Source organism: Flavobacterium sp. MDT1-60 (genome assembly GCF_014844035.1).
Lineage (GTDB): Bacteria > Bacteroidota > Bacteroidia > Flavobacteriales > Flavobacteriaceae > Flavobacterium.
The window spans coordinates 1,941,067-1,953,664 of the sequence record NZ_CP062159.1; the positions used below are offsets into that span (position 1 = coordinate 1,941,067).

Below are 12,598 nucleotides of genomic sequence, written 5' to 3' on the forward strand. Positions count from 1 at the left end.
AAAAAACGGCAAATACAATTTTGTATCTGCCGTTTTTTTATTTCATAAATCTGAATCTATTTTGTCCTCATGATTACCTTTTCGATCACAGAAAATTGATTACTTTCTCCAACTTTTGATTCCGTTTGTTTTTGAATAAAATATTTATCGAGCTCGTAGGAAACAGTGGCTGAATCCGAAAGTTCTTTTAAGATTCTTTCTTTTGGTATTTCAAAACGACTCGTTATATTATTTTGGTCATGCATATACATTAATATTCCATCGGTTGTGTTTAAAAAAATGGCTTCTTTTTTTAACAGATTTACAAAACTAATTCCGGGATTGTCGGATTGATGTGGCTGCCATCCGCTGCTTAATTTATTTAATTCTTTTTCTAATTTTGCAGGTTCTTTTAAAGCAATCAATTTTTCCAAGTCTTTAAATTCGATGTCCCGATTAGAAATATGTTTGAATTTTTTTATTGATTCGTCATCTACTATCACCCTGAAAATTTGTGGATTTTCTTTTAAATAAATAATATCGACATCAAGTCCAACGCCTACTTTTGAATACGCTTCTGCAGAAATATCTTCAGCTATAAGTTTATGTTCTACATTATCATCAGTAGTTAAAGTTAATGCAAGCGTGTGGTCTGTATAACTACTTCTGGAGGATTGTGTTGTTTCAGAGAAGCCGCTATCAATAGTTGCTTTCGCAAAAACACCTTCTTTTTTAATTTTTTCTTCCAGACGTTTACTGAAATTTATATTGATAAAAATAGATCCGAAAATAAAAATAGCAATAGGAATTAAAAAATTAGTTGCACTGTTTAAGTTTGGATCATCTGAATCAAAATAAAATAACTCGCTTATAGAATCCATTTTTGTGATTCCAAGAAAAACAAAAAATGCCACTAATAATGAAGTTACAACACCAATTGACCAGCCTAGGGAGTTATAATCCGTTTCAGGAAACAAAAAGAAAGGTAAGACAAGAATTATCAGAGCGACAAAATACCATTTTAGGTCTTTAATATTCATAATTTGGGGAGTTTTAAGATGAGAAGATAAAATTGGAAGATCCACTGCCTTTAATTAGAAATGAATGTTCGATGTTATTAGAATCCAGTATGGTAACCTGTACACTATAATCCTTATTATTATAGAAACTAAAATTATCACTTTCAGTATTCTCCAGAATAAACTTAGTTGGTTTCGATTTTGTTCCTGCAGCTACTTCTAAAGGTAATTTTGTGTTCCAGGGTATTGAGTTTGTAACGTTTTTAATAGATACAATCTTAAAAGCAGTACTAGAATTGGTCAGCTCAATCTGAATTACTTTATAGTCACTATAAGTTTGTGCAATGTTTATTTGAGGCTGGAATTTTTTTTCTACTGAAACCAATACATATAATCTATTTGATTTAAGAAGATTTTCGCCTTTGTAATTATATGTTTTAGAAGCATCATAATCTTTGTTAACAGCATTTTTTAGTGCCGCTTTTGATATTGAAATGGTGTCTAAGTTTGCTTTGTTATCATTATAACATTCTTCTAATTCGACTTGTGTCGAATTAAGAAAAAAGCCCGGAATTAGCGTAAATAAAATTCGATCAGCATATACTTTTTCTACTTTTAAATACATTTTAGAATCAGAGGTGTCTTCTTTGGTATCTTGAAGTGTAAAGAATTCGTTTACAGTAGCGTTGTCAATGAAATTGTCCAGCAACTGAACATTTTCATTGAAATATTTAATATCTTGTTTATGATAATTGCTTTCTTTTACTTGCTCAACAAAAAAGTAAATAAGAAATCCTAAGCAAATTAAAATAGGCCAGGTATAAGTGTACCAGGGGCTTCTAATTTTTTGTCTTTTTTTTATTTCATAGATATAATGCGCTGGAAGTTCATATAGTTCTCCACCTTTTCTTATAGCCCATATTTTTCCTGTTCCAAAAAACGGGATCCAGTAAATATGAAAATAACTTTGACGAATTTCTATATTGAAATGGTTGTCCTGTTGTGTAGTAAAACCGAATTCATGCGAAGTAAGCTCTTTAATTTTAAAATTTCGTTGACCGAAAACTATTCTCATATTTGGGGAGGTATTGGTTTTATATAGGCTTTGTTGTATTAATGTTTAAAAAAATGCATAATATTATATTTGACGAATATATTAATTATTAAAAATAAATGTATTATTAACAAGTATTTTTTTTATAAAGAAGTAATTTTCAATAAAAAACGGCAATTACATATGTAATTGCCGTTTTATGTTTTAGTAAAGTAAGTAATGGAAAATGAATAGCTTCTTAGCTTTTTTCTTCTTTATTGAAATACACTAAGTAGTAATACATTTGTTTTTCTTCATCCCAGCCTTTTTCAACAAATTTTTCTGCACTTTCAGGATTGATGAAATCCATTTTAATCTGAATGTGAGTATCCAGATTAATAACGTTTTTAATCGATTTTCTGGCGTCCGAAACAGCTGCATTTGCAATAGGGAATGAGGTTACATCTTCGATGCTGTATTTTTCTCCTTTATCAACTTTATAGTTTTTGAATTCAGGAATTAAGTCTGGATTGTCTAATACTTCATTAAGGAAATTTTGTTCCTCAAACTGATCATTTTTAGCGAAATAATTCACAGATCGGTTCATAAACATTACTTCTTCTTTTTTGTCTTCTGCTGGCAAAACAACATCTTTTGCAAAGCCCTGACAGAATTTTAAATATTTTTTGGTGATGAAGTTTTCATCTTCAAAAGCATCAACAGATAAAAAGTGCTCTAACCAGTAACGCGCATCATAACGGTTACTATCCACAGTTAGAATTTTGTATCCTTCGTCTTTTTTATAGTTAAAGATCAAACATCCTTTGTCTAATTTACTTAGGTTGATTCCTTGCTGCAAAATCATTTCAAGATTGCTGTCTTTTTCTTCAAATTGTAAAAAGTCAGCTTGTAACTCGCTTTTAAAAATTCCAATAGCATCAACAACATTATTGTCTATACTTAAATTTGTTAGATAAGTCACATAAACCTCTCCGTTTTTAATGTGTGGATGGTTTGATTGCTCAAATAAATGTGTAGTAATTTTTTTGGAGATCTCTTGTAAATTCCCCGGATTGTTAAAAATCTCAGTTGCATATTTAAACATGTCGTTATAGTCCAAATCGACTTCGTGCGCAAACTGATAATAGTTTTCTTCTTTCTCTCTAAAAGGTTTAAAAAAGTACTCTTTTATCAGAGGCACAATTTCATCATTCAAATTAAAAGGCTGTTCCGATAAAAAAATCGCTTCGTTTCTGCTTTTGTTTCCTACGCGGTGTATCGCAAGCGTCTCGATGTGGGTGTTGAAAAGGTTGATCATATTTTTTAGGTTCAGAGTTGCAGAGGTTCAAAGGGGCAAAGATTATTTTCTGTCTTTTATTTTTCTAATAAAAGCACTTAACATTCGCTCTATTTCCCTGCTTTCTCCATTTGTCTTGTTAAATTGAATTTGATTAATATATTTCAGATTGTATGAAATTTCAAGTTGTGTTTGTATTTCAAACAACGAAGAAATAGAGATGTTTAAAAACCGTAAATAATCAGTATTTCCATCTCTTCCATAACCTTCTGCTATGTTGCTTGGTATTGATATTGCACTTCTTCTAATTTGTGAAGTTAGCCCATAAATTTCTTCTTTGGGAAATGAATTTGTTAATTGGTAAATCTCAGTTACTAAGTTCATGGATTTTTGCCAGATTAAAAGGTCTCGAAAAGTTTTCATATTTTGTATTTAAAAAATTAAATACAAAAATAAAAATATTCCTACTTTTTAAATCAAAGATTTAAAAGAAAAACCTCTGAACCTTTGAACCTCTGCAGCTTTGTACCTTTCTTCTAATTCCAGTTTTCTTCAAACCCATAATCTTCAAAGCTATCGTCGCCTTCGAACATGTCAAGATCTTCTTCGTCCAGATCATCTTCAAATTCGCCGTAGATATCGTCGTGCATATCGGCTTCAAAGTTTTTTTCGATGGCTTCGTCAGGCATTTCTCCGTGAGAGAATAAAGTTTCAGGATACGGAACTCCGGCAATTTGGTCTTCAATAGCGGCTAATTCAACTAAGAAAGTCCACATATTGATGAAGTCATACACGTAGATTATTTTAGTGTTTTGTTCATCTAAGAGATCAGATAATTTGTAATCGCTCATGGTTCTTTGCTCTCCCGGAATGTCGCCGGTATCAAAAAGTGCAATTTCATCTTCCTGATTCCAAGTTTCATCGCAGGTATAAAACGAAGCTACTTCCATTCCGTCAAAACCAAAAGCGTTGAAGATCGCATTGTGTAAATCTTCAAGCGTATCATCTTCAAGAATTGCAATGTCTCTAAAAATATCTTCTTCGGCGTCTAGAATTACTCTAAATTTATAAACCATAATCTTTGTTTTTATTGAAAGGTCAAAGGTAAAATATAATTAATGATTTACGAATTGGATTTGCGATTTGTTGAAAAGATTTTAATTATCGAAAAATTATTTCCCGGTCAATCGTTTTCTAATCTTATGATAGTGTTTATGATAAGTATTATGACTCGGATAAGTTCTGCCGGAAGTCATATTATTAAAAACTAAAGCCGTCAGAAACAAAATCAAAACGCCAACCAAAACTGGAGAAAGTACATACATATAACCTAAAGCTTTTATTTTATCAGAACCAATAACAGCAATAAGTGCCGTTGCGCCTCCCGGTGGATGCAGGGTTTTGGTGATTTGCATTAAAATAATAGCGAGTGAAACAGCCAGCGGTGCCGCAATCCAAATGATATCCGGAGCCAATTTATGAACCGTAACACCTACTAAGGCTGAAACTAAATGACCGCCGATTAAATTTCGGGGTTGTGAAAAAGGGCTCTGAATAATTCCGTAAACTAAAACACTAGAAGCTCCAAAAGAACCAATTAAATAAACAGCGTCATTTCCTGAAAAATGTATCGATTGAATATATGCCAGGATTCCAATGCCGACAAAGGAACCCAAGAAAGACCAAAAATGTTCCTTATAATCTACTAAGGTTTCTTTGTAAAGAATGTAACGTGTTTTGCGATATCCTCTTTTTATTTTTTGAGCAGGCATAGGTAACTAATATTCGTTGTGGTATTTTTTGCCACAGATTAAATGATTTAAAATGATTAATCTGGGAAATCAGTAGAATGTTTTATTTAGATAAAGTCGGAGCATATGTATAAACCGTGTGTGGGTAAATCATTTTTGCAGTGTATTTCGAAATTAAGCAAACCACCATTATCGGGAAAAACAAAGTGTAATCGTTTGTTAATCCACAAACTAGAAATATTGCTGTAAAAGGTGCGTGAATACTGGCGCTTAGAACCGCTGCCATTCCGATAATCATAAAATTTACGGGAATTACATTTACATGAAAAAAGGTATTTAAGATTGAAGCCAATAGTAATCCTAAAAATGCTCCGATAAATAAACTAGGAGCAAAAACCCCGCCGTCACCGCCAGAAGCTAATGTAATTGAAGTTACGATTGGTTTTAAAAGTAAAATTCCAACAAATGTAAAAGCCAGAGTTATAGTCAACGGAATTTCTGAAGAACTGGCAAAAATTGCTTTTATAGCATGATAACCTTCTCCGTATAATTGAGGAAAAATAAATAGTGAAATACTTAAAACAGCAGATCCTATAATGATTTTGTAATAATGAACTCCAATTTTTCCAAATTGAGATTTAAAAAACAAAATGCAACGTGTTAAGTAAACCGAATTCAAGCCGGCCAAAATTCCCAAAAGAATAAAATAGGGAATTGCTTTTAAATGCCAGGTTGTAATCGTAACAGCAAATAACGGTTCTTCTTTTAAAATGGTAAGCAACCCGAAAGCAATTGAAACTGCAATAACATTTGAAATGATAAAAGCACGTGTCACTTTTCTTGAAATAACTTCTAAAGCGAACAAAATTCCGGCAATTGGGCTGCTGAATAAAGCGGTAACTCCCGCAGCAACACCTGCACAGATTAATTCGGTTTTATATTGGCGAAATATATTTTCTTTTTGCTGCGCTACAGAACCAATAGTGGCGGTAGCAACAACGGTCGAAACTTCGATTCCGGTTGACCCTCCAAAAATAACAGTCAATAATCCGTTGATAAAGTGTGATGGAATTTTATAAGATGGCAGATTTTTTGAATTTGATCTGGTACTTTCAAAAACCTCTTTGATGCCTTTGTTTTCTTTCTTTTTGAAAAGATATTGTCTAAGAAAATAAATTACGGATAATCCGAAAACAGGGAAAATTATATAAAAAATAGGGTTTACTGAGACTTCATGAAAGAAGATTTCTTCGTAATATTCCGTTATTTTTTTAAGTGAGATTCCGAGAAAGGCTGAAAGGAAGCCAATTAAAATAGAAACAATAACTAATTTTCGGAATTTAATAAATTGATGATTTTTTTTGATTTGCGCCGTTTTGTTCATCAGATGTGGATTTGTAGATCGCGAGATTTATTTGCGATTTCACAAAATTAGACAATCAAATCTGTTTTTAAATAATAAACGGTCTTTATAATTTGTTAAAATTATTAAGGCAACAAATTCTTTAGCTAAAAAAAATGCCACAAAGACACTAAGTCGCTAAGTTTTCTATCATTAATTTTAAAAAAAAACTTTGTACCTTAGTGTCTTCGTGGCAAAAAATCTTAGTTACCTCTCATAAAACTCAATGGGCAATTCATCAGGATCGGCGATAAACGTAAATCGTTTTTCAGTGGTTTCATCAATTCTGATAGGTTCTGATTCTACTTTTTTTGAATTTAGAAAAGTAATAGTTTCATCCAAATTAATTACTTCAAAAGCTAAATGGCGCAAACCAACAGCTTCTGGTCGTGACGGGCGTTTCGGCGGATTTGGAAATGAAAACAATTCGACAATATAATTGCCATTTAAGGCTAAATCGAGCTTGTAAGATTGACGTTCTTCGCGGTAGATTTCTCTGATAATAGTTAATCCCAAAACTTCCGTATAAAAAGTTTTAGATTTTTGATAATCAGAGCATAGAATGGCAATGTGATGAACTTTATTTAAGGTAAGCATTATGTATTTTGTTGGGGTTCTTGATTTAATTTTCTAATTATTTTCGCCGGATTTCCAACAGCCAACGAGTTGTCCGGAATGTCTTTTGTAACTACAGATCCTGCTCCAATAACACAGCCTTTTCCGATGGTTACACCTGGACAAATTACAGAGTTTCCGCCAATCCAGCAATCATCTCCAATAGAAATGCGCAATGCATTTTCTAATGATTTTCGCAATTCGGCGTCAAGTGGATGCGTCGCTGTGTAGATTTGAACGTTCGGTGCAAAAAATACATTTGAGCCAATAGTGACGGGGGCGCAGTCTAAAACAACACAATTGACATTGAAATAAACGTTGTCTCCGCAAGTAATATTGTATCCGTAATCACAATGAAATGGAGGTTCTATATAAAAACTTTTACCAGTATTCGGAATTAATTCGGCTATAATTTCTTTGGCTTTCTTAGTCAAACGATATTCGGTTACGTTTAAGCGATGTAACAAATTCTTGGCTTTTCGACGTTCTTTTACTAAAACAGGATCACCTGCAATGTAGTATTCTCCCGAAATCATTTTTTCTTTTTCTGTTTTCATGCAGTAATCTATATTTTTTTCTTAGCGATCTTTTCGTGAATTTTTAACGTTTCCTGCAAAGCTGCTGTTGCGTACCAAGGTGTTAGTTCAGCTTCTAGTAAATTTGCCTTTATTGCAGGATCGGTAGCTACGAGTGCTTGTGCTTCTTCAATAGTTGTGACATTAAAAACATAAATACCTCTGTAATTTCGATCATTTTTCATAAAAGGTCCGGCAACAACCAATTTTCCTTCTTTGGCGAGTTTATTGATATTGGCCATATGACCTTCAAATAATTTTTGGGTTTCTTCTTTTGAGGCAGTAGTGTTCGTTCCTGTTTTTAAAAGACAGAACACATATTTTTTCATTCCGTACTCATCTGCATTTAAGGATTTTGCCAGATTTTCATCATATTTTGTCTCCGTATCCTGAGAAAACCCAAGTGTACTTAGAAATAAAAATCCAAGTATTAGTATTAATTTTTTCATATGAAATGTTTTTAAAGTAACTTCTTTAAAATCACAATCTGCCCCAAATGATAAACGTCATGCTGAATAATGCCGTGAATATCTTCATAAAAATTATGATTGTTGTTTGGGTCTATTTTATCAAAATCAGCATCATTAAAATCATTAAAGAAGGCAGTCCATAATTCTTGTGATTTTGCAAGGCTTTGAAGGGATTGTTCCCAAGAAACTTCAGATGAATCCAGGATAGGAACAAAATAGTTATGATCAGGGGTTACTATTGTTTCTCCCTGGACACGTCTTAAAATATTCCTTCTCCATTGGATAAGATGATTGACAATTTCCCAAATCGTATTTAAATTAGGGTTTATTTTTCTGTAAGCCTGCTCTGCGGTCACATCTTTTAAAGTATTTGCTAAAGTTACCTCAAGCCACGGATTTCCATTATAAATGGATTGATATAAATTTGAAACTCTTCTGCTTTCTGACATTGTGATGTTGTTTAATTGTTTGACTCTTAAAGATATAAAAAATGAATCTAGTTAAATAATTTGTTTCTTAACTTTCTCTGTTTCAGTATTAAAAATTATTATGCCTTCTTCCTGATTATCAAATTGAAGAAGTAATTCTCCTTCTTTATTCCAAACAGAACTAAAACCAGCACTAATGAAATTATCACATTCTCCGATACAATTTGACATTAAAACAGGCATTTTATATTTTTTAGCGATGTCTGGATAATGGATAAAAGCTTTATTTATTCCGTTTTGTGACTTTGCAACGCTTGCAATATAAATTTGTGCTCCAAGTTTAAAAGCTTCATCTGCATGATCAATTTGTAAGCTCTCATAGCAAATTGCAGGTGCAATTTTTTGATTTTTAAGAGTGATTAAAATTTGTTCATTTCCATTTTTAAAATAGGGTAATTCATCCTCATGAAGCTGTTGCTTTGAATAAACAAGTCTTGGCTGTTTGGGCTGAAAAATAATCATGCTAATACGAGTTCCGTTTTGATGTATAGTTGGAACTCCAACTCCAAAGGCGATTATTTTCTGGTCGCTAGTCAGTTGCAATACATCGAATTTGTTGTCATCTGTATTTACAGCAAGTTTTTCTGAAAGTTCCGGTTCATAACCTGTTAATGAAAGTTCCGGAAAAAAAATGAAATCAGTTTTTAATAAAGAAGCAAATTCAATAAATTTAATATGTTTTTCTATGTTAGCCGGAATATCTCCTTTCACTGGTTTTATTTGTGCAATGGCAATGTTCATTAGTTTTTTTATTAGAAAGAAACAAAAGCTAAGATACAAATAAGTATTTTACAACTCATCCCCGAAATTCTACAATTGGGTTATTTAATATTTTTTAACAAGAATTGTTAAAATACATTTGCTTCATCAAAATCAAAAACCATGAAGACCAAATTATTTTTTACGATTGCCTTTTTATTTATTACGACGCTCTTTTTCGCTCAAAATACCATTTCCGGAAAAGTGGTTGACGAAAAAGGAAAACCAGTTCCTGGCGCCAATATTTATATAGATGGAACTTACGATGGCGCAACAAGTTCTGAAACCGGAGAATTCTCTTTTGAAACTACAGCAACCGGAAATCAATTTTTAATAGTAAGTTTTTTAATTTATGATACTTTCAAAAAAGAAATTGATGTTTCTAATTTTAAAGAGCAAACGGTAAAATTAAGAGAAAATGTAAACGCGCTTGATGCTGTTGTTATTACTGCCGGAACTTTAGAATCAGGAGACAAAGCGAGAGTTTCGGTTTTAAAACCTTTAGATATTGTAACCACTGCGGGATCTGCCGGAAATATTATTGCGGCTTTGCAAACTTTGCCGGGAACTCAAACTGTTGGCGAAGACGGACGTTTATTTGTGCGTGGAGGAGAAGCCAGCGAAACGCAAACTTTTGTTGACGGAATTCGTGTCGCACAACCATATGGCGCTACAACCAATAATTTACCAACCCGAGGAAGGTTTTCTCCATTTTTATTCAGCGGGATTGCTTTTTCAACCGGTGGATATTCAGCTGAATATGGCGAAGCTTTGTCAAGTGTTTTATTATTAAACACACAAGACGAACCAGATATGAACAAAACCGATATCGCTTTAATGACAGTTGGTTTAGGTTTAGGAAATACTCAAAAATGGGAAAAAAGCTCTTTAAGCGTAAATACAGCGTACATTAATTTGGCTCCTTATCAGGCTGTGATTCCGCAAAATGTAGATTGGAATAATCCTTATCAATCTTTGTCTGGAGAAACGGTTTATCGTTATCATTTTACAAACGGAATTTTCAAATTATATGCTGCTTTTGATTCGGAGAAATTTGATTTGAATCAGAAAAACATAAACTTCGAAGATAAAATAAGAACTGATTTGAACAATAATAATTTCTATTTAAACGCTTCTTATAAAGGAACGTTTGGAACAGGCTGGCAGTTAACATCCGGAATTAGTTACGGTTACAACAACAATAAAATAAAATATGATATTAATGATGTTGACAGCAACGAAAATGCCGCACAACTGAAGTTAAAACTGAGAAAAAATGTTTCTGATCATTTTAAATTGTCTTTTGGTGCCGATTACTTCATTACCAAATTCAATGAAAATTTCGATAATAATGCTTCTACTCAGGTTTCAAACGGTTACGATTCAAATATTGCAGCTTTTTATACCGAAGGAGATATTTTGTTCTCGAAAAATTTAGCAGCAAAAGTAGGTTTCCGTCTTTCAAATAATAGTTTATTAAATGAAACCAATATTGCGCCAAGAGCTTCAATTGCTTATAAAGTTTCAAAAAGCAGTCAGTTTTCTTTCGCTTACGGAGATTTCTCTCAAACGCCAGTAGTAGATTATATTAAATATTCAAAATACCATCAATTTGAAAGTGAAAAAGCGAGACATTATATTTTAAACTACCAATTTACAAAACCAGGGCAGACGTTTAGAGCTGAAGCTTATTATAAAGATTACAGCAATTTGGTTCAGTATGATACGAGAGATATTGCTTATAATTCGGTTTTCAATAATAACGGTTCGGGATATGCAAAAGGTTTAGATATATTTTGGAGAGACAGTAACATATATAAAAACTTAGAATATTGGATTTCTTATTCTTATATCGATTCAGAAAGACAGTACAAAAACTTCCCAACAATGGCGACACCAAGTTTTATCGCCAATCACAGTTTATCAATTGTAACTAAATATTTTATTACCGACTGGAAATCACAAATAGGTTTCACCAACAGTTATAGTTCAGGTCGTCCGTATAATGATCCAAACCAAACGCAGTTTATGAGTGGTAAAACAAAATCGTATAACAGTTTAAGTTTTAACTGGGCATATTTATTAACGACACAAAAAATCCTGTATTTCTCCGTTTCCAATGTATTAGGAAGTCAAAACGTATTCGGATACGATTACGCAAAACTCCCAGATGCAAACGGAGTATATCAAAGACAAGCCGTAGTACCAACTGCAGACCGTTTCTTCTTTGTAGGTTTCTTTTGGACAATAAGCAAGAATAAAAATGAGAATCAGTTGAAGAATTTGTAGAAGGTACAAAGGTGCAGAGTTGCAAAGAAACAGAGGTTTCTTTTGCAATTTTAAAACTCCAAAATTCGCAGAATTTAAAGAAAAACCTTTGAACCTTTGCAACTCTGAACCTTTGTATCTTAGAAAAAAAACAATTCAGTAACCAAATTCGACAACTCAGTATCATTTAATTTTAAAACAGTAAAATCAGCTATACTTTTGAAGTATAAATTAATAACAGAGTTTCTATCATCAATCACAATAACCTGAAACCTGAAACAAATAAAACAACTTTAAATTAAGAAATCATGACCAAAATTATTACAATTACCACGTTATTTATTTGCAGTTTATTATCTGCACAAACACAATTTGAACAAGGAATGGGAAAAGCTTTTGGGCTTTGGAAAGAAGGAAAAAATACGGAGGCTTCGGCAATGTTCGAAAGAATTGCAGCGGCAGAAAAAACAAGTTATTTGCCAAATTATTATGTAGCCTTAATCAACACTACATCGGCTTTTTCTGAAAAAGACAAAACTAAAATCGATTTGTTATTGACAAAAGCACAAGACGCCTTGGACATCGAATTGATTAAGGACCAAAACAATGCTGAGTTATATGCCATGCAGGCTTTGATTTATACCGCCTGGGTAGTTGCAGATCCGATGACAAACGGAATGAAATATTCTGCTAAAGTAATGGAAGCTTATGCGAAAGGAAAAGCAATAGATCCAAACAATCCAAGAATTGTTTTTGGTGAAGCTGATTATCAGATTGGAGGAGCAAAATGGTCAGGTGTTGATACAAAGTCATTATGTGCACAAGTTGATAAAGCTGTTGAACTTTTTGCTACTTTTAAACCAGAAACTCCTTTTTCTCCAAAATGGGGATTGGAAAGAGCTTTGGAAACACAAAAAAATTGCAAAAAATAAAACTAATTTA

At 32.6% G+C, this 12,598-nt stretch carries 14 protein-coding genes; 2 read left to right on the plus strand and 12 right to left on the minus strand.

The window, feature by feature from the left end:
• Nucleotides 1–56: 56 nt before the first annotated feature.
• From IHE43_RS08365 to IHE43_RS08420, 12 genes are all read right to left on the minus strand, one after another.
• Entirely contained in the window at nucleotides 57–1,019 is a 963-nt protein-coding gene (locus tag IHE43_RS08365; RefSeq protein ID WP_192187498.1) for a hypothetical protein, read from the minus strand.
• Nucleotides 1,020–1,032: 13 nt separating this feature from the next.
• Nucleotides 1,033–2,073, minus strand: coding sequence for a hypothetical protein (locus IHE43_RS08370; RefSeq protein ID WP_192187499.1), 1,041 nt, complete (start codon nucleotides 2,071–2,073; stop codon nucleotides 1,033–1,035).
• A 217-nt stretch (nucleotides 2,074–2,290) separates the two neighbouring features.
• Nucleotides 2,291–3,349 (minus strand): nucleoid-associated protein, encoded by a 1,059-nt coding sequence (locus IHE43_RS08375; protein WP_192187500.1) that lies wholly within the window; start codon nucleotides 3,347–3,349, stop codon nucleotides 2,291–2,293.
• Nucleotides 3,350–3,391: 42 nt separating this feature from the next.
• Nucleotides 3,392–3,751, minus strand: coding sequence for a four helix bundle protein (locus IHE43_RS08380; protein ID WP_192187501.1), 360 nt, complete (start codon nucleotides 3,749–3,751; stop codon nucleotides 3,392–3,394).
• Between the two features lie 113 nt (nucleotides 3,752–3,864).
• The gene (locus IHE43_RS08385) at nucleotides 3,865–4,404 is read right to left on the minus strand and encodes a hypothetical protein (RefSeq protein WP_192187502.1); all 540 of its coding nucleotides are present in this window, start codon (nucleotides 4,402–4,404) and stop codon (nucleotides 3,865–3,867) included.
• A gap of 96 nt (nucleotides 4,405–4,500) precedes the next feature.
• Nucleotides 4,501–5,100, minus strand: a complete 600-nt coding sequence (locus IHE43_RS08390; protein ID WP_192187503.1) for an HPP family protein — start codon at nucleotides 5,098–5,100, stop codon at nucleotides 4,501–4,503.
• A gap of 82 nt (nucleotides 5,101–5,182) precedes the next feature.
• Nucleotides 5,183–6,463, minus strand: coding sequence for a chloride channel protein (locus tag IHE43_RS08395; protein WP_192187504.1), 1,281 nt, complete (start codon nucleotides 6,461–6,463; stop codon nucleotides 5,183–5,185).
• A 225-nt stretch (nucleotides 6,464–6,688) separates the two neighbouring features.
• A complete protein-coding gene (locus IHE43_RS08400) occupies nucleotides 6,689–7,078 on the minus strand; it encodes a VOC family protein (protein WP_192187505.1) in 390 nt (129 codons plus the stop codon).
• Nucleotides 7,078–7,653: a sugar O-acetyltransferase gene (locus tag IHE43_RS08405; RefSeq protein WP_192187506.1), complete on the minus strand. Its 576-nt coding sequence runs from the start codon at nucleotides 7,651–7,653 to the stop codon at nucleotides 7,078–7,080. The genes IHE43_RS08400 and IHE43_RS08405 overlap by 1 nt, the downstream gene beginning before the upstream one ends.
• 8 nt (nucleotides 7,654–7,661) lie before the next feature.
• Nucleotides 7,662–8,120, minus strand: coding sequence for a YciI family protein (locus tag IHE43_RS08410; RefSeq protein WP_192187507.1), 459 nt, complete (start codon nucleotides 8,118–8,120; stop codon nucleotides 7,662–7,664).
• Between the two features lie 11 nt (nucleotides 8,121–8,131).
• Complete coding sequence (locus IHE43_RS08415) at nucleotides 8,132–8,590, minus strand: DinB family protein (RefSeq protein ID WP_192187508.1); 459 nt, start codon at nucleotides 8,588–8,590, stop codon at nucleotides 8,132–8,134.
• 51 nt (nucleotides 8,591–8,641) lie between these two features.
• A complete protein-coding gene (locus IHE43_RS08420) occupies nucleotides 8,642–9,370 on the minus strand; it encodes a carbon-nitrogen hydrolase family protein (protein WP_192187509.1) in 729 nt (242 codons plus the stop codon).
• 141 nt (nucleotides 9,371–9,511) lie between these two features.
• Here IHE43_RS08420 and IHE43_RS08425 point away from each other — a divergent pair, with 141 nt between their 5' ends.
• Both IHE43_RS08425 and IHE43_RS08430 read left to right on the plus strand, forming a co-directional pair.
• Nucleotides 9,512–11,677 (plus strand): TonB-dependent receptor, encoded by a 2,166-nt coding sequence (locus IHE43_RS08425; protein WP_192187510.1) that lies wholly within the window; start codon nucleotides 9,512–9,514, stop codon nucleotides 11,675–11,677.
• Nucleotides 11,678–11,964: 287 nt separating this feature from the next.
• The gene (locus IHE43_RS08430; RefSeq protein WP_192187511.1) at nucleotides 11,965–12,588 is read left to right on the plus strand and encodes a hypothetical protein; all 624 of its coding nucleotides are present in this window, start codon (nucleotides 11,965–11,967) and stop codon (nucleotides 12,586–12,588) included.
• Nucleotides 12,589–12,598 lie beyond the last annotated feature (10 nt).

What these genes read in the sequence shown, in the direction of transcription:
- IHE43_RS08425 (WP_192187510.1), top strand. Translation starts at nt 9,512, where the DNA reads ATGAAGACCAAATTATTTTTTACGATTGCCTTTTTATTTATTACGACG.
- IHE43_RS08405 (WP_192187506.1), bottom strand. Translation starts at nt 7,653, where the DNA reads ATGAAAACAGAAAAAGAAAAAATGATTTCGGGAGAATACTACATTGCA.
- IHE43_RS08395 (WP_192187504.1), bottom strand. Translation starts at nt 6,463, where the DNA reads ATGAACAAAACGGCGCAAATCAAAAAAAATCATCAATTTATTAAATTC.
- IHE43_RS08370 (WP_192187499.1), bottom strand. Translation starts at nt 2,073, where the DNA reads ATGAGAATAGTTTTCGGTCAACGAAATTTTAAAATTAAAGAGCTTACT.
- IHE43_RS08365 (WP_192187498.1), bottom strand. Translation starts at nt 1,019, where the DNA reads ATGAATATTAAAGACCTAAAATGGTATTTTGTCGCTCTGATAATTCTT.
- IHE43_RS08430 (WP_192187511.1), top strand. Translation starts at nt 11,965, where the DNA reads ATGACCAAAATTATTACAATTACCACGTTATTTATTTGCAGTTTATTA.
- IHE43_RS08420 (WP_192187509.1), bottom strand. Translation starts at nt 9,370, where the DNA reads ATGAACATTGCCATTGCACAAATAAAACCAGTGAAAGGAGATATTCCG.
- IHE43_RS08415 (WP_192187508.1), bottom strand. Translation starts at nt 8,590, where the DNA reads ATGTCAGAAAGCAGAAGAGTTTCAAATTTATATCAATCCATTTATAAT.
- IHE43_RS08400 (WP_192187505.1), bottom strand. Translation starts at nt 7,078, where the DNA reads ATGCTTACCTTAAATAAAGTTCATCACATTGCCATTCTATGCTCTGAT.
- IHE43_RS08410 (WP_192187507.1), bottom strand. Translation starts at nt 8,120, where the DNA reads ATGAAAAAATTAATACTAATACTTGGATTTTTATTTCTAAGTACACTT.
- IHE43_RS08385 (WP_192187502.1), bottom strand. Translation starts at nt 4,404, where the DNA reads ATGGTTTATAAATTTAGAGTAATTCTAGACGCCGAAGAAGATATTTTT.
- IHE43_RS08380 (WP_192187501.1), bottom strand. Translation starts at nt 3,751, where the DNA reads ATGAAAACTTTTCGAGACCTTTTAATCTGGCAAAAATCCATGAACTTA.
- IHE43_RS08375 (WP_192187500.1), bottom strand. Translation starts at nt 3,349, where the DNA reads ATGATCAACCTTTTCAACACCCACATCGAGACGCTTGCGATACACCGC.
- IHE43_RS08390 (WP_192187503.1), bottom strand. Translation starts at nt 5,100, where the DNA reads ATGCCTGCTCAAAAAATAAAAAGAGGATATCGCAAAACACGTTACATT.